General features: G+C 52.6%; 12 protein-coding genes. 5 read left to right on the forward strand and 7 right to left on the reverse strand.

The features are described from left to right. Positions 1–123: 123 nt before the first annotated feature. The 4 genes from OGY83_RS02400 to ptsP form a co-directional block, all read right to left on the reverse strand. Positions 124–870: a DeoR/GlpR family DNA-binding transcription regulator gene (locus OGY83_RS02400; protein ID WP_286635157.1), complete on the reverse strand. Its 747-nt coding sequence runs from the start codon at positions 868–870 to the stop codon at positions 124–126. A gap of 137 nt (positions 871–1,007) precedes the next feature. Next, a complete protein-coding gene (gene gldA, locus OGY83_RS02405) occupies positions 1,008–2,111 on the reverse strand; it encodes a bifunctional L-1,2-propanediol dehydrogenase/glycerol dehydrogenase (protein ID WP_191234365.1) in 1,104 nt (367 codons plus the stop codon). A gap of 12 nt (positions 2,112–2,123) precedes the next feature. Then, complete coding sequence (fsa, locus tag OGY83_RS02410) at positions 2,124–2,786, reverse strand: fructose-6-phosphate aldolase (RefSeq protein ID WP_003825157.1); 663 nt, start codon at positions 2,784–2,786, stop codon at positions 2,124–2,126. Between the two features lie 15 nt (positions 2,787–2,801). Next, positions 2,802–5,303, reverse strand: a complete 2,502-nt coding sequence (gene ptsP, locus OGY83_RS02415; protein ID WP_286635175.1) for a phosphoenolpyruvate--protein phosphotransferase — start codon at positions 5,301–5,303, stop codon at positions 2,802–2,804. 308 nt (positions 5,304–5,611) lie between these two features. On the opposite strand from ptsP, the gene OGY83_RS02420 reads away from it, so the two are divergent. The 5 genes from OGY83_RS02420 to OGY83_RS02440 all read left to right on the forward strand — a co-directional run bounded on the left by OGY83_RS02420 (position 5,612) and on the right by OGY83_RS02440 (position 10,695). Continuing rightward, a complete protein-coding gene (locus OGY83_RS02420) occupies positions 5,612–6,691 on the forward strand; it encodes a PTS fructose transporter subunit EIIC (RefSeq protein ID WP_003825153.1) in 1,080 nt (359 codons plus the stop codon). A 14-nt stretch (positions 6,692–6,705) separates the two neighbouring features. Beyond that, complete coding sequence (locus tag OGY83_RS02425; protein ID WP_003825151.1) at positions 6,706–7,026, forward strand: PTS fructose-like transporter subunit IIB; 321 nt, start codon at positions 6,706–6,708, stop codon at positions 7,024–7,026. Positions 7,027–7,195: 169 nt separating this feature from the next. After that, complete coding sequence (locus OGY83_RS02430) at positions 7,196–9,493, forward strand: formate C-acetyltransferase (protein ID WP_286635160.1); 2,298 nt, start codon at positions 7,196–7,198, stop codon at positions 9,491–9,493. Then, positions 9,459–10,337, forward strand: coding sequence for a [formate-C-acetyltransferase]-activating enzyme (locus OGY83_RS02435; protein ID WP_286635162.1), 879 nt, complete (start codon positions 9,459–9,461; stop codon positions 10,335–10,337). The genes OGY83_RS02430 and OGY83_RS02435 overlap by 35 nt, the downstream gene beginning before the upstream one ends. Before the next feature lies 1 nt (position 10,338). Next, entirely contained in the window at positions 10,339–10,695 is a 357-nt protein-coding gene (locus OGY83_RS02440) for a PTS fructose-like transporter subunit IIB (protein WP_008787052.1), read from the forward strand. Here OGY83_RS02440 and OGY83_RS02445 read toward each other — a convergent pair. From OGY83_RS02445 to ppc, 3 genes are all read right to left on the reverse strand, one after another. Beyond that, on the reverse strand, positions 10,682–11,542 hold the full coding sequence (locus OGY83_RS02445) for an AraC family transcriptional regulator (protein ID WP_191234361.1): 861 nt from the start codon (positions 11,540–11,542) through the stop codon (positions 10,682–10,684). The genes OGY83_RS02440 and OGY83_RS02445 overlap by 14 nt on opposite strands. 151 nt (positions 11,543–11,693) lie before the next feature. Continuing rightward, a complete protein-coding gene (locus tag OGY83_RS02450) occupies positions 11,694–13,427 on the reverse strand; it encodes a phosphoethanolamine transferase CptA (RefSeq protein WP_123269163.1) in 1,734 nt (577 codons plus the stop codon). Between the two features lie 209 nt (positions 13,428–13,636). Continuing rightward, positions 13,637–16,288, reverse strand: coding sequence for a phosphoenolpyruvate carboxylase (gene ppc, locus OGY83_RS02455; protein ID WP_286635166.1), 2,652 nt, complete (start codon positions 16,286–16,288; stop codon positions 13,637–13,639). Between the last annotated feature and the right edge of the window lie 173 nt (positions 16,289–16,461).

Genomic DNA, 16,461 nt, shown 5'->3' on the forward strand with positions numbered 1-16,461 from the left:
CCTGAGGTGTTCGATTGTCAATCAGATCATGATCTATTTTGTTCTTTTGATCACATAAAAATACAAAAGGAACATTTCAAAAGCACAAAAACGCACAACATGGTGTGCGCTTAGATAAAAAAATCAGGAGGGAGTATCGGCTAACAGTAACTGAACATGTTCGTTAAGCTGTGTGATAAGGGAATCAGGAATCCCACTCTGACTGATGATGTAATCAAAATCAGCAATCCGGCCATGTCCGGCAAGGAATGTCTGTCCAAACTTGCTCTTATCTGCCAGCAGAATTTTTTGTCGTCCTGCGCGCAGGAGAGCCTGTTTTACATGGGCGTCCGCCAGCTTGGGTACCGTTATTTCACCAGTTTCGTTGATGCCTTGGGTGCTGAGAAAGACTTTATCGGCATGAATATTATTGAAAAAATCAGACGTGGCGGAAGATATCATGCCCTGTGTATCGTCTTCGTATTCGCCTGGTGCGACAATCAGTTTGATCCCACGCCTTCCTTTCAGCAGATTGACCACCGGAATAGAGTTGGTAATCACCATGATTTTTTTATCAAACAGGAACTGGGCAAAAGCCAGCAGCGTTGTGCCGCAATCAATGATGATGGTATCGCCATCTTCAACCAGTTGGGCAGCTTTTTGGCCGATCAGGTGTTTATCATCGACCATTTGCACGGATTTAAGCTGGAAACTGGGCTCCACGCTGGCGCCGCTGGTCAGGTAAGCACCGCCATAGGTTGTTTTGACAATCCCTTGTTTTTCAAAGAAAGAGAGGTCACGGCGTATGGTCATCTTGGTGACGCCAAACTTTTCTGCGAGTTCGTTAACGACGACTTTTTTATCTTGCTGCAGAATGGCGTAAATGCTCATTCTTCTGTCTGATGATTGCATAGTCACGCTTCGTCGGAAGGAAAAGCGCACTATAAAGCACACACGCTTTCCAGGCAACGTGCGTTAAAAGGAACACAAAAGAACACTCCCGGGTAGACCGGGAGCGTTTGCGGAGCTTATTCCCACTCTTGCAGGTAACGTTGACCGTACTGATCAGCCACCAGCAGGGCGGCATATACCTGGTCCGGCGTTGCGCCGCCAGGCATGTTGTGGATGGTTTCGCCTTCGGCACAGGCTGCCTCAGCCACAATGCGCATTTTCGCTGGGATATCCTGTTTGATGTCCAGTTGCGCCAGGGTAATTGGCAGTCCAACGGAATGACACAGCGCCGCCACGGTTTCAATTTCATCGACCGGCGCGTTTTCCAGCACCAACTGCGTCAGCGTACCGAAAGCCACTTTCTCGCCGTGATAGTAGTGATGCGCATCCGGGATTGCGGTCAGACCGTTATGAATGGCGTGAGCCGCTGCCAGACCACCGCTTTCAAAACCAACGCCACTCAGATAGGTGTTAGCTTCAATGATGCGCTCCAGTGCTGGAGTCACCACGTGCTGCTCGGCTGCCAGCATCGCTTTTTCACCTTCTTCGATCAGCGTATTAAAGCACAGCTCTGCCAGCGCCAGCGCCGCCTGAGTACACTGACCGCCCGCCATGGTGGTTGCGCCGCTACGTGAACAGGCGCGGGCTTCGAACCAGGTCGCCAGCGCATCGCCAATACCCGCAGCTAACAGACGCGCCGGTGCGCCCGCGACAATTTTGGTATCAACAATGACCCTGTCCGGGTTGTTGGGCAGCAGCAGATAGCGATCGAATTCACCGGCATCGGTGTAAATGACGGACAGCGCGCTGCACGGCGCATCGGTAGAGGCGATGGTTGGCGCAATGGCGACAGGCACGCCCATAAAGTGCGCCAGCGCTTTGGCGGTATCCAGCGTTTTACCGCCGCCAATACCAAGTACTGCGCCACACTGCGCTTTTTCCGCCACGCCGCGCAGACGGTCGATTTCGTTTTGTGAACATTCGCCGCCAAACGGTGCAATTTCCAGCGCCAGTCCGGCATCCTGGAAGCTTTTTTCCAGTGCGCCCTGGGCAAAACCTAAGACAAACTTGTCCCCAACGACCAGCCAGCGTTCTGCCAATGGTTTGAGGTAGCTGCCAAGACGGGTAATAACATCGGCACCCTGGATGTACTTACCAGGTGATTGAATAATGCGATCCATACTTTATTTCCCTCACAGGTTGATGTGACCAAATGCGTTGTTCCAGTCCTGCTCAAACTTCTCTATTGCTGACTCTACCGCAGGGGTATTGAGCATTTGTTGCGCTACGTCTAATGGCAGGGTGATTGCTTCACATCCTGCCAGTAAGCAATCCAGCGCCTGACGCGGGGTTTTAAAGCTGGCGGCCAGTACCATGCTGTTTGGCGCATGCAGTTCCAGTAACGTTTGCAGTTCCTGTACAGTGCGAATTCCGTCGCCGCCCTGCGCGTCGATACGGTTAACGTAAGGCGCGATATATTTAGCTCCCGCCAGTGCAGCCAGTAGCCCCTGAGATGCACTGTAAACGGCGGTTCCCAGCGTGGTGATGCCCTCTTTTTTCAGCATCTTAATCGCGGCCAGACCTTCGGATGTCACCGGGATTTTCACTACCAGACCAGGCACCGCATTGCTCAAGCGTTTAGCTTCTTCCACCATGCCCTGCGCGTCTCGACTCATGGTTTGGGCAAACAAAATACCCTCTTCGCCGATGGCGTTTTGCAGGCGCGGCAGTACATCCCAGATGGATTCTTTGCTTGCCGCTACAATGCTTGGGTTGGTGGTAACACCCGCGATAGGGAAGATGCGTGCCAGACGTTCGACTTCCGCGACGTTGGCGGTATCAAGATAAAGTTCCATACAAAAACATCCTCTTTAAAGTTCAAGTTCATGTTGCAACAGGCTGGCGATAGCGTCGGCTGAGGCGGCGCTAACCAGCGCGTTACGGAATTCTTCATGCATAATGCGGCGCGCCAGACGCGAGAAAATACGCATATGCTGATCGCCAGCGGCATGTTTGTTGAGCGTCAGCATAATAATGAACTGCGCATCATCATCACCCCAACGTACCGGCGCTTGCAGGCGCGCTACGCTGATGGTGGACTGCTCAATATGTTCGGATTTGCTGTGTGGAATGGCGAAGCTAAAACCTAATCCGGTAGAGAAGACGGCTTCGCGAGCCCACAGGTCTGCTTCCAGTTTACGTGGATAGCGGCAACGGCCTGCTAGCAGGAGGTTGTCGGTCATCCCTTTGATGACCTCTTCTTTACTGCGCCACTCGCTATCCAGCGTGATGCACTCGGCGGTAACCAGCGGAGTATCCTGTTGGGTCATGCGGAACTGGGCCAGCAGATGTTCGACCTCCAGCGAAGTTCGACAAGCCATCGCTTGATTCAGCAACTGACGGCAGGCGCGGCTGTCGAGTTGCGCCATCCGCGCTTTGGCGGCGGGAATGGAGGGTGCGCTCATGCTAAGTTCGTCCAGACCCAGTCCCACCAGCAGTGGCAGCACAGAACCTTTGGCACCCAGTTCACCGCACAGGCCAATCCATTTCCCCTGTCGATGTACTGCCTGCACGGCGTAATCCAGTGCACGCAGGAAGGCCGGATTCAGGCTGTTGTAATGGCGGGTAACTTTGGCGTTGTCGCGGTCGACCGCCAGTAAGTATTGCGTTAGGTCATTGCTGCCAATACTAAAGAAATCAATCTCTTCGCAGCATTGGTCAATGATGAACATCACAGACGGAACCTCCAGCATAATACCGAGCTGGATCTTCTCATCAAACGGAATGTGTTCACTTCGTAGCTGCTGTTTGGCTTCAGCCAGTTTCTCTTTGACCCACAGGATCTCTTCCATGGAGGAGATCATTGGGATCATGATTTTCAGGCTACCGTGCGCTGAGGCGCGCAGGATCGATCGCAGTTGCGTGGTAAACAATGCGGCATATTCTTCATAGATACGCACCGCACGATAACCGAGGAACGGGTTGGCCTCAGCAGGAATATTCAGGTAATCAACGGGTTTATCACCGCCGATATCCATGGTGCGCACAATAATGCTGCGTCCCTGTGCGGGTTCCAGCGCCTGGCAGAAAATGTTGTATAGCTCGTTCTCATCCGGGGCGCAGGTACGGTCCATATACAGCATTTCCGTACGGAACAGGCCAACCGCTTCCGCACCGTTACTAAAGGCTGCCTGCGCTTCCACGGAGTGAGCGATGTTGGCGGCGACTTCCATGCGGATATCATCAGCCGTGCGTGCCTCCTGGGTCAGCCAGATACGTTGCTGTTCCCGAATGGCATCCTGAATACGGGCTTCTTGCTGATAGTAACGTACGACGGATTCATCAGGGGCAACGACGACTGCTCCTGCGTTACCATCGATATAAACTGTTTGCTGCAGCCATGGCATCAAAGATTCAATATCTACGCCAACCAGCGTAGGGATGTTGAATGACCGGGCGAGAATCACCGTGTGTGACGTAGTACCACCGCTTTTTAACAGCAAGCCTTTCAGCAATGTTTTGTCCAGTTCGAGGAACTGGCTCGGTGTTAGCTCATCCGCCATGCAAACCGTAGGCTGGGTCAGTTTTCCCGGCGCAGGGAAGCGCTGTTCTCCATAAATTTGCTGCAGAAGCTGGAAGCAAACATCGCGTACATCCAGCGCACGCTCCTGTAAATAACTGCTGCTTGAACGGGAGAATTCATCACAAAAATGTCCGGCACTTTCAACAACCGCCTGGGCGCAGCTTAACCCGCGTGATACGCCGGCGAGCAGGTGCTGGCGCAGTGAGAGGTCGCTGGCCAGCGAGCGGTGTGCTTGCAGAATCGCGCTGGTAGCGCCGTCGCTGTCGAGTAATCGAAACTCAATATTCTTCATCAACAGCGTTAAACCGTTATCCAGTGCCGCTTGCTCGGTTTCAATATCCTGAGCGGATGGAAGGTTACTGAGCGCGTTGAGATCCAGCGAAGAAAGCAGACTCAGAACGCCTCCTGCGCTGCCGCTGCAGACGGCGCGAGCGCGGAAAAGCTGTGGATTTAAATGGGTGAGCGATGCCGGAAGTGGCTCCAGCTCGTTGTTTTTGGCTTCCGCTAGCGGTGCATCGCAGTGCGGAAATTCATTACGTAACCATTGGCTCAGATGCTGGTGAGCTGCCTGTTCATCTGTACCGGAAATCAGCAACTGACAGCTATCACCCGCCAGAGTATCGGTGCCAATCAGCGATAACGCGCTCTTAGCGTTGCCCTTACGTTCGGTACGCAGGTTGTGCCACTCAATGTGCGAAGTAAAGGTGTTGCACTGCGTTTCTATGTGGCTTGCCGGGCGTGCATGTACGCCATTGGGTAGCTCACAGGTAAATTCCACAATCAGGGCCATAGCCTCATCTCCCATAACGATTTCTCGCTACAGGATAAAAGGGCAACGCCTGAGCCTGCCATGTGACAAATCTGCCAAAAACTGGATAAATGTAATGTAACCATCAAAGTGAGACATCCCTCACAAGTCAGCGTATCCCCTATAAATTCCGAGAAACTGCAAGTTATGAGGCGGATCGCATTTTTGTACTGACATTACAAAAGTCCAGTAAATGGCCTTTTTATCCACTGTTTGCGTCGCGTCGGATTGCCTATTGTTTTCCGCAACAAGTTTATGGATATGGGCTTTAGGCAGCCCGGGAGCGACGTATGAAAGAGTTGGTACAAATCCTGAAAAATACTCGTCAGCACCTGATGACCGGTGTTTCGCATATGATTCCCTTCGTCGTAGCGGGCGGTATTTTGCTGGCTGTCTCCGTCATGCTGTATGGCAAGGGCGCGGTACCGGATGCAGCGACCGATCCTAATCTCAAAAAGCTTTTTGATATTGGCGTCGCCGGGTTGACGCTGATGGTGCCATTTCTTGCCGCTTATATCGGCTATTCCATTGCTGAACGTTCTGCTCTGGCCCCTTGTGCGATTGGCGCATGGGTGGGAAACAGCTTCGGTGCAGGTTTCTTTGGCGCATTAATCGCCGGGATCATTGGCGGTATCGTCGTTCATTATCTGAAGAAGATCCCGGTTCATAAGGTGTTGCGCTCGGTAATGCCCATCTTCGTTATTCCTATCGTCGGCACCTTTATCACCGCAGGCATCATGATGTGGGGCTTGGGAGAACCCGTTGGCGCGTTAACCACGAGCCTGACCGAGTGGCTGCAGGGGATGCAGCAGGGCAGCATCGTACTGCTGGCGGTAATTATGGGACTGATGTTGGCCTTCGATATGGGAGGGCCAATTAACAAAGTTGCCTACGCTTTCATGCTGATTTGCGTGGCACAGGGGGTTTATACCGTGGTGGCAATCGCTGCAGTGGGGATCTGCGTGCCGCCGCTGGGTTTAGGTTTGGCGACGCTGATTGGTCGTAAGAATTTCTCTTCTGAAGAACGCGAAGCCGGTAAAGCTGCGCTGGTAATGGGTTGCGTTGGCGTAACAGAAGGCGCGATTCCGTTTGCTGCAGCCGATCCGCTGCGCGTCATCCCATCGATTATGGTGGGTTCCGCCTGCGGCACGGTAACCGCCGCCCTGTTTGGTGCGCAGTGTTATGCCGGCTGGGGCGGGCTGATTGTTCTGCCTGTAGTGGAAGGAAAACTGGGTTATATCGCGGCGGTTGCCGTTGGTGCTGTAGTGACCGCCGTGTGCGTTAACGTACTGAAAAGTCTGGCGCGGAAAAAAGTGTCTCAGGTCGATCAGAAAGAAGATGACCTGGATTTAGATTTTGAAATGAATTAAGTGAGGAATGAGTCATGACCAAGATTATCGCAGTAACCGCATGTCCTTCTGGCGTTGCCCACACCTATATGGCAGCCGAAGCGCTGGAAAGCGCCGCTAAAGCCAAAGGTTGGCAAGTAAAGGTTGAGACTCAGGGGTCGATCGGTCTGGAAAACGAACTGACCGCGGCGGATGTGGCGGAAGCCGACATGGTTATTCTGACCAAGGACATTGGTATTAAATTTGAAGAACGTTTTGCGGGCAAAACTATCGTTCGCGTCAACATCAGCGATGCAGTGAAACGTGCCGACGCCATCATGAACAAGATTGGCGCGCATCTGGCGCAAACCGCTTAACTTTTCATTTTTAGAGCCTGCTTCATCAGGCGTTATCGTTGCAGGCAGTTTGAACACGGACAGCGCGCAGGAACCCGAGCGTACACGCAGTACGTGAGGGGCGCGAGCACTGCCCTGGCTCAAAATGACAAATAAGATAGCTTGATGGACAGGTTCCTGGGAGTTCCTCATGACTAACCGTATCCAACGTTTAAAAAACGCTCTGTTTCAGAACAACCGTGAAATTTCGCTTGAGCGTGCGCTGTTATATACCGCCAGCCACCAGCAGACGGAGGGAGAGCCGGTTATTCTGCGTCGGGCGAAAGCCACCGCATATATTCTTGAGCACGTTGAGATTTCGATTCGTGATGAGGAACTGATTGCCGGAAACCGTACCGTTAAACCGCGTGCGGGCATTATGTCGCCGGAAATGGATCCTTACTGGCTGCTTAAAGAGCTGGAGCAGTTTCCAACCCGTCCGCAGGACCGTTTTGACATCAGCGAAGAGGATAAACATCGCTATCGTGATGTGCTGTATCCATACTGGGAAAAGCGGTCGATGAAAGATTTCATCAACGGTCAGATGACCGATGAGGTAAAAGCCGCCGTCAGTACCCAGATTTTTAGCATTAACCAGACTGACAAAGGTCAGGGACATATCATTATTGATTATCCACGCCTGTTGAATCACGGGCTTGGCGAGCTGGTAGCGCAGATGCGGGCGCATTGTCTGCAACAGCCGGATAATCACTTTTATCAGGCTGCGCTGTTGCTGCTTGAGGCTTCGCAAAACCATATTCTGCGTTACGCTATGTTGGCAGAGAAGATGGCGGAAAGCTGCCCGGATGCGCAGCGACGCGAGGAATTACTGACGATTGCTGAAAACTCCCGGTATAACGCCCACAGCAAGCCGCAAACCTTCTGGCAGGCATGTCAGCTGTTCTGGTACATGAACATTATTTTGCAATATGAATCCAACGCCAGTTCGCTTTCACTCGGCCGCTTCGACCAGTATATGCTGCCGTTTTATCAGGCCTCGCTGACGCAGGGGGAAGACCCGGCATTCTTACAAGAGATCCTCGAATCCCTGTGGGTAAAATGTAATGACATTGTGCTACTGCGATCCACCAGCAGCGCGCGCTATTTTGCTGGCTTCCCAACAGGCTACACCGCGCTACTGGGGGGATTAACGGAGAATGGTCGTAGTGCGGTAAATGTGCTGTCTTTCCTCTGCCTTGATGCGTATCAGAATGTACAGCTGCCACAACCAAATCTCGGTGTGCGCACGAACGCGTTGATCGATACACCGTTCCTGATGAAAACAGCACAGACCATTCGTCTTGGTACCGGCATCCCACAAATCTTTAACGATGAAGTGGTGGTGCCCGCGTTTCTGAATCGCGGTGTTTCGCTGGAAGATGCGCGGGATTACGCGGTAGTAGGCTGTGTCGAGCTGTCTATTCCAGGCAGAACATACGGTTTGCACGATATCGCCATGTTTAATCTGCTGAAAGTGATGGAAATCTGTCTGCATGAGAACGAAGGCAATCGCACGCTGACGTACGACGATCTCCTGGCGCATATTCGTGCCAAAATCAGCCACTACATCACGTTGATGGTCGAGGGCAGTAATATCTGCGACATCGGTCATCGCGACTGGGCGCCGGTGCCGCTGCTCTCCTCGTTTATTAGCGACTGTCTGGATAAAGGGTGCGATATTACTGACGGCGGCGCGCGGTATAACTTCTCCGGCGTACAGGGGATCGGTATTGCAAACCTGAGCGATTCGCTGCATGCGCTCAATGGGCTGGTATTCGAACAACAGCGCTTATCTTTTGATGAGCTTTTGTTGGTGCTAAAAGATAACTTTGCTACCCCGGAAGGCGAGAAAGTTCGCGCCAGGCTGATCAATCGCTTCGAAAAATACGGCAACGATATCGATGATGTAGATAACATCAGCGCCGAACTGCTGCGTCATTACTGCAAAGAGGTAGAGAAATACCACAATCCACGCGGCGGGCAATTTACGCCGGGTTCGTATACCGTCTCTGCGCACGTGCCGCTGGGCTCGGTCGTTGGGGCAACACCGGATGGCCGCTTCGCCGGGGAACAACTGGCAGACGGGGGCCTGTCGCCGATGCTGGGACAGGATATGCAAGGACCGACGGCGGTATTGAAGTCGGTCAGCAAGCTGGATAACACGCTACTTTCCAATGGGACGTTGCTGAACGTGAAGTTTACGCCAGCCACACTGGAAGGTGAGGCCGGTTTACGCAAGTTGGCGGATTTTCTGCGGGCATTTACCCAGCTCAAGCTCCAGCACATCCAGTTTAACGTGGTAAATGCCGACACATTGCGCGAAGCACAGCAGCGCCCGCAGGATTTCACCGGGCTGGTGGTGCGCGTGGCGGGTTACAGCGCCTTCTTTGTCGAGCTGTCGAAGGAGATCCAGGATGACATCATTCGCCGCACCGCGCATCAACTGTGAGGTAATTGACCCTCGTGGCGAGGAAGTCGCGCGTATATTCAACATTCAGCGTTACTCATTGAATGATGGGCAGGGTATTCGTACGGTCGTCTTTTTTAAGGGCTGTCCGCATACCTGCCCTTGGTGTGCTAACCCTGAATCTCTCTCCCCGCGTATTGAAACTGTACGGCGGGAGAGTAAATGCCTGCACTGCACACCCTGTCTGCGTGATGCTGACGAATGTCCCTCCGGTGCGTTTGAGCGTATTGGTCGTGATATCACGCTGGACGAGCTGGAACATGAAGTGATGAAAGATGATATTTTCTTTCGCTCTTCTGGCGGGGGAGTGACGCTTTCCGGCGGTGAAGTGCTGATGCAAGCGCCCTTTGCCACACGGCTCCTGCAACGTCTGCGGCGCTGGGATGTGCGCTGTGCAATTGAAACGGCTGGCGATGCGCCGGCCGGTCGCTTGTTATCGCTGGCAAAAGAGTGTGATGAGGTGCTGTTCGATCTCAAAATAATGGATGGAGATTTGGCACGTGAGATCATCAACATGAATCTGCCGCGTGTGCTGGCGAATTTACGGTTATTGGTGGAGGAAGGGGTTAATGTCATACCTCGCCTGCCGCTGATTCCGGGCTTTACGATGAATTCAGATAACACGCAGCATGTGTTGACGATGTTGTCATCACTAGGCATAAAGCAGGTACACCTGCTACCGTTTCATCAATATGGCGAGCCAAAATACAGCCTGCTCGGTTTGCCCTGGTTGATGAAAGAAGTGCCCGTACCGACGGCGCAAGAGGTGGATAGTATACGTAAGATGGCAGAATGCGCCGGATTTCAGGTAACAGTAGGAGGATAGTATGACCATCGCACCTGTACGATATCTGGTTGCTGTCACCGCGTGCGTAAGCGGCGTGGCCCATACCTATATGGCAGCTGAGCGGCTGGAGAAACTCTGCCAGCAGGAAAAATGGAGCATCAAGATCGAAACTCAGGGTGCATTGGGTACCGAAAATCGCCTGACGGAAGAGGATATTAACCGCGCTGATGTGGTGTTGCTGATTACTGATATTGAACTGGCAGGAGCAGAGCGTTTTACGCAGAGCCGATACGTTCAGTCGGGCATTAGCGCATTTCTGCGTGAGCCGCAGCGGGTGATGAGCGCCGTGCGAAAGCTGCTTTCAGCGCCACAGCACACGCATCTTACTCTGGATTAGTTTTTATCTCCGTCAACTGGCTGTGGTACTGCCGACGGTATTCTGATGGCGAACGTTCGGTATTTTTGCGAAACAGGCGGCAGAAGTAGTTGCTGTCAACAAACCCACAGGTGTGGGCCACTTCTTTAATCTTCAGCTCGTAACCCTTCAATAGCGTTTTTGCGTGTTCCAGCCGCGTGTGGTTCAGGTATTCGTTGAAACCGACGGCGCCCGTTTTTTGAAAAAGGTGGGAAAGGTAATTGGGTGAAATGTAAAACGCCTGTGCGACGGATTCTCGGGTGAGTGGTGAAGCGTAGCGTTCGTCAATATAGTTGCGAATGGCTTCGAAAAGCGCCTGGCTGCGTGATGCGGTTTGTATCTGGCTACCGAGCAGATCGCGACAGTGGCTCAGTAAGCTCGCGACGATTAGCCTGGCGGTTTGCTGCTCCTGCGGCTGCATCTGCATTTCATTGAGCGTTTGCAGCAGGAATGAGCCAATACGTGGTCCACGCCGCGCAACGTGCTGGCGGGTAAGGTTTTGATATTGCTTGCCGTCCCATTGCACGATGCTGAAACCCAGTTGTTGTTTGCCGAACAAGATGCTGAGTGTCGTGACTGGTGTGACCCACTGCGGAAAGTTCCAGCCACCAGCGGGAACGAATAACACATCGCAAGGCTGTAACGTCGCGGATCCGCCAGCAACACCGTTATCGGTGAATTCACCTTCCAGCACAATCTCCAGTCGGGGAAAATCGACCTGATACGCCAGTTCTGGCGTTGAGCTACTGGTGCTGGCAAAAAAAATCTGGCGCAACGGCGTGGGGCCGTTAATCAGGCGAGAGAGCAGATGGCTGATGTCGTGATACATGTTAATCCCTTGCAGGCAGCAGACAGGGGAACAGTAACGTTGAAAACAACCGCCCTCAAGTGATTATTGCCGGATGGTGGCTAATGCCTTATCCGACCTACAAGTCTTTGCGAGCTGTAGGCCGGATAAGCGTAGTGCATCCGGCAGACGGTTATTGATTACCGATTTGATCGCCGTAAGGCAGGGTGTCGTAATCAATCAGGGCATTTTTCTTATACGGATTGCCAATCCAGCGGGTCGTCTCTTTGAACTGCGGGCTGGTAATGGCACGAGTTGGATCGAAACCATCATAGGTGAAGCCCGCTAAATCAGACCAGGTGTGGATAAGCTCTGAGCTGCTGTATTTACGATTCACATCCTGTGAGAAGTCACGCGGGTGTGCGGCCTGCCATTTTTCCGAGGTCCACAGCAGGAACGGCACCGTATACATATGGCGCGTCGGGTTGTCTTCATTACGACCCTGCGTTTTATGCGGTGGCGTATCGTACACCTCCTCCCCATGATCGGAGAAGTACAGCAGGAAGCCGTTCGGATCCGTCGCTTTATAGTCTTTGATCAGACTGGCAATGATATGGTCATTGTAGACATTCGCGCTGTCGTAATCGTTGTAAGCTTCCAGCTCATCGTCACTCAGGCCTGCGGGCACATTGTCGATATTATTGTCGAACTTACCCTGACCATCCGGATAGCGGAATTTGTACTTAATATGCGTTCCCAGCAGGTGAACGATGATGAACTTTTTCGGTGCCGGGTCGGCCAGTACTTCTTTAAACGGTGCCAGCACATTGCTGTCATATTCGCGCGCACTTTGCGTACGCTGCTGGTTCATATAGAACTGTTTATCCGTCTGCTTAGAGAACACCGTCAGCATGGTGTTGCGGGCGGTCATCGTCTGCTGATTGGTGATCCAGAAGGTTTTATACCCCGCCTGTTTCATCATATTCATCAGGGATGGCTGAGTCAGATACAGGTCCGGGTTCTTCTCGTTGGCGAAGGTCAGCGCCTGCTGCAGAATTTCAATGGTGTACGGACGGGAGGTCACGACATTATTGAACACGGTGAAGTTAGGATCGGATTTATGCAGCGCATCCAGTTCCGGCGTTGTTTCACGCGGGTATCCGTACAGGCTCATACGGCCACGTTGCGTTGACTCGCCAATCACCAGTACCAGCGTACGCGGTGCATCACCGGAGTTGTCTTTAAAGTTGGCCAACGGCGGCAGGGCATTGTTCTCATTCAGCAGGCTATTCAGCGCGGTCAACTGCTGACGATACTGATAATACCCGGAGATGAACTGCCACGGTGCGGCAGGTTCCATGCGTGATGCCAGGCCATTCAACGTTTTTTCAAATGGTTTATGTTTGATGAACGTGTTTACCGCCATCGGATGCAGAACCAAACCGTATAACAGTGCAAACGACACCAGATAGCGCCAGGGCGATGGAATATGCACAGGACGCAGACGTGTCCATAGCAGAATTGCCACAGCTGTATAGGCCAGCGCAATTAAGACAATCTTCAGACTGAAATATTGGCTCAGATATTCGCTGGCTTCGTTCGCATTGGTTTCAAACATCACGTACAGAACGCTTTGCGAGAACTCTTGCCCGTAGATGACGTAATAGCTCAGTGCAGCTAGTGAGGCCGCCCATAGCATTACGCCAATGACGGCAGCAATAACGCGGATACGGTTTGGAAATAAGAATACCGGAATCAACCACAGCGAACTGAACAGCAAGGAGTCGCGTAAACCATTAGTTCCGCTATAGCCGGATAAGAGAATAACGACCTGGAGTAAACTGGAAAAAAAACAAAAATAGAGGAGCGCCCAACCCAGGGCTTTCCAGCTAAATTTAGGTTTAGACTGGGAGTGTAAGGATTGCATAATGTAAGCCTGTCTTTAATTGTAGCGCCAAGAGTAGCACTTAAACATTAAGAGGAACTGAAGCATCACGATCTTAGGATCGTGTTTTGCCATCGTTATATTCATTTAATGAATATATTCGAGGGGAATATATTGAAAATGAAGTGGTTGTAACAGCGGTTTTTGCCGTCGCCTCCGAATAATAGCACGAAGGCGACGGGGGAGGGATGTTAGCCTGTATTACGCATACCAGCGGCGACACCAGCAATGGTCACCATCAGCGCTTGTTCCACGCGCGGATCCGGTGAATTGCCCTGTTCTTCTGCCTGGCGTGAGCGGTGTAACAGCTCTGCCTGTAATACGTTCAGCGGATCAGTATAAATATTTCTTAACTGAATTGACTCGGCAATCCACGGCAGGTCGGCCATCAAATGTGAGTCGTTGGCAATCGCCAGTACGACATCGATATCTGCTGCCAGGCGTTGGCGTAGCTCTGCACCCAACGGCCACAGATCTTTTTTGACCAGGCGTTGATCGTAATACTCCGCCAGCCACAGGTCTGCTTTCGCGAAAACCATTTCCAGCATGCCAAGGCGTGTGGAGAAGAATGGCCAGTCGCGGCACATGGCTTCAAGTTCGCTTTGCTTACCATCTTCAACCACTTTTTGCAGCGCGGTGCCTGCACCCAGCCAGGCCGGGAGCATCAGGCGGTTCTGCGTCCAGGCGAAGATCCACGGAATGGCGCGCAGAGACTCAACGCCACCGGTCGGACGGCGTTTTGCCGGACGTGAACCGAGCGGGAGTTTACCCAGTTCCTGCTCAGGTGTAGCTGAGCGGAAATAAGGGACGAAGTCTTTGTTTTCACGCACATATCCACGGTATAGCTCGCAGGAAATATCGGAAAGCTCATCCATGATATGACGCCAGTTATCTTTCGGTTCTGGCGGTGGTAACAGGTTGGCCTCCAGAATTGCTCCGGTATACAGCGACAGGCTGCTGATGGTCACTTCCGGCAGGCCGTACTTAAAGCGGATCATCTCCCCTTGTTCTGTCACGCGTAGACCGCCTTTCAGGCTGCCCGGCGGTTGAGAGAGCAGCGCCGCATGCGCAGGCGCGCCGCCGCGACCAATGGAACCACCGCGACCGTGGAACAGCGTCAGTTCAATACCGGCTTTTTCGCAGGTTTTGATCAGCGCGTCCTGAGCCTGGTATTGCGCCCAGGAGGCCGCCATCACGCCCGCGTCTTTTGCGGAATCAGAGTAGCCAATCATGACCATCTGTTTGCCCTGAATAAAGCCTCGGTACCAGTCTATATTCAACAGTTGAGACATGACGTCATCGGCATTGTTGAGGTCGTCCAGCGTTTCAAATAGCGGAGCGACCGGCATAGCAAAACCAATTCCGGCTTCTTTTAGCAGCAGATGCACGGCCAGCACATCCGACGGAGTTTTCGCCATCGAGATAACATAGGCGGCAATGGAGCCATATGGGGCTTCGGCAATGACCCGACAAGTGTCGAGCACTTCGCGGGTGTCGTTGCTCGGCTCCCAGTTACGCGGCAGCAGCGGACGCTTGGAATTCAGCTCGCGGATCAGGAAAGCCTGTTTATCCGCTTCCGACCAGTTTTCGTAGTCGCCAATACCCAGATAACGGGTCAGTTCGCCCAGGGCTTCAGTATGGCGGGTGCTTTCCTGACGAATATCAATACGTACCAGCGGCACGCCGAAACACTTCACGCGCCTAAGGGTGTCGAGCAATTCGCCATTGGCGATGATGCCCATGCCACAGGCCTGTAGAGACTGGTAGCACGCGTAAAGCGGGTCCCAGAGCTGTTCGTTTTGGGTGAGAAGTCCCGCAGGTTTCGGCAATTTCTCGCCTTTCAGACGGGCTTCAAGCCAGGCCTGGGTTGCCATCAGACGAGAACGCAGGGTTTTCATCAGATAGCGGTAAGGTTCTGCTGCGCCTTCTTCGCCCACCAGCGCCAACAGTTCCGGCGTGGCATCCACCATCGACAGTTCAGAAATCAGAAACTGGATGTCTTTCAGGAACAGGTCTGTCGCTTTCCAGCGGCTGAGCAGCAGCACGTGACGGGTGATATCCGCCGTTACGTTCGGGTTGCCGTCACGGTCGCCGCCCATCCAGGAGGTAAATCGAACCGGGACAAAATCAACCGGCAGCTTATATCCAAGATGTTCTTCCAGTTGTTCATTCAGCTCACGCAGGTAGTTCGGCACACCTTCCCACAGGCTGTTTTCAACTACCGCGAAACCCCATTTGGCTTCATCAACCGGGCTTGGGCGCAGTTTGCGGATCTCATCCGTATGCCAGGACTGGGCAATGAGCTGGCGCAGACGGCGCATCAGTTGGTTGCGTTCATAATCGACGAGATCTTTATTATCAAGCTGCTTGAGGCAGGCGTTCACTTCACCCATTTTATGGATCAGAGTACGACGAGTGATCTCGGTCGGGTGGGCGGTGAGTACCAGCTCCAGAGAGAGTGATTCTACGGCTTTCTTGATGGTGGCGTCATTGAGGTTGGGCTGCTCTTTCAGTTTACGCAGAGTGCGAGCAATCACTTCCGGGTTGCTGGCTGCTTCGCCTTTTGGCGAAATGCTGTGGTACTGCTCGGCGGTGTTGGCCAGGTTCAGGAACTGGCTAAATGCGCGGGCAACCGGCAGCAGCTCGTCGTTAGACAGATTTTGCAGTGTGGTGAGCAATTCCTGGCGATTAACTTCATTGCCAGCGCGAGATGATTTGGACAGCTTACGAATTGTTTCTACGCGATCAAGAATGTTCTCTCCCAGCGCATCCTTGATGGTCTCTCCCAGCACTTTGCCGAGCATACTGACATTACTACGCAACGCGGAATATTGTTCGTTCATATTAACCCAGACACCCCATCTATTTTGAATATGTCCTGTATCTTTCGCGCCTGACTATCACGCGAAATCTTGCGGACTTAACTTTTTAGCCGTCTTTTATAAAGCCACGTAAAACACGTGACGTCAATTGCTGCGAAATCGGTTCAGCAAACGAATAAATGCCGTGAATTTAC

It is taken from the genome of Citrobacter sp. Cpo090 (assembly GCF_030332665.1).
In the GTDB taxonomy this organism is placed as follows: Bacteria; Pseudomonadota; Gammaproteobacteria; order Enterobacterales; family Enterobacteriaceae; genus Citrobacter; species Citrobacter portucalensis.

Coding starts and splice junctions, on each gene's coding strand:
- OGY83_RS02400 (WP_286635157.1), bottom strand. CDS start 870: ATGAGCATTTACGCCATTCTGCAGCAAGATAAAAAAGTCGTCGTTAAC.
- gldA (WP_191234365.1), bottom strand. CDS start 2,111: ATGGATCGCATTATTCAATCACCTGGTAAGTACATCCAGGGTGCCGAT.
- fsa (WP_003825157.1), bottom strand. CDS start 2,786: ATGGAACTTTATCTTGATACCGCCAACGTCGCGGAAGTCGAACGTCTG.
- ptsP (WP_286635175.1), bottom strand. CDS start 5,303: ATGGCCCTGATTGTGGAATTTACCTGTGAGCTACCCAATGGCGTACAT.
- OGY83_RS02420 (WP_003825153.1), top strand. CDS start 5,612: ATGAAAGAGTTGGTACAAATCCTGAAAAATACTCGTCAGCACCTGATG.
- OGY83_RS02425 (WP_003825151.1), top strand. CDS start 6,706: ATGACCAAGATTATCGCAGTAACCGCATGTCCTTCTGGCGTTGCCCAC.
- OGY83_RS02430 (WP_286635160.1), top strand. CDS start 7,196: ATGACTAACCGTATCCAACGTTTAAAAAACGCTCTGTTTCAGAACAAC.
- OGY83_RS02435 (WP_286635162.1), top strand. CDS start 9,459: ATGACATCATTCGCCGCACCGCGCATCAACTGTGAGGTAATTGACCCT.
- OGY83_RS02440 (WP_008787052.1), top strand. CDS start 10,339: ATGACCATCGCACCTGTACGATATCTGGTTGCTGTCACCGCGTGCGTA.
- OGY83_RS02445 (WP_191234361.1), bottom strand. CDS start 11,542: ATGTATCACGACATCAGCCATCTGCTCTCTCGCCTGATTAACGGCCCC.
- OGY83_RS02450 (WP_123269163.1), bottom strand. CDS start 13,427: ATGCAATCCTTACACTCCCAGTCTAAACCTAAATTTAGCTGGAAAGCC.
- ppc (WP_286635166.1), bottom strand. CDS start 16,288: ATGAACGAACAATATTCCGCGTTGCGTAGTAATGTCAGTATGCTCGGC.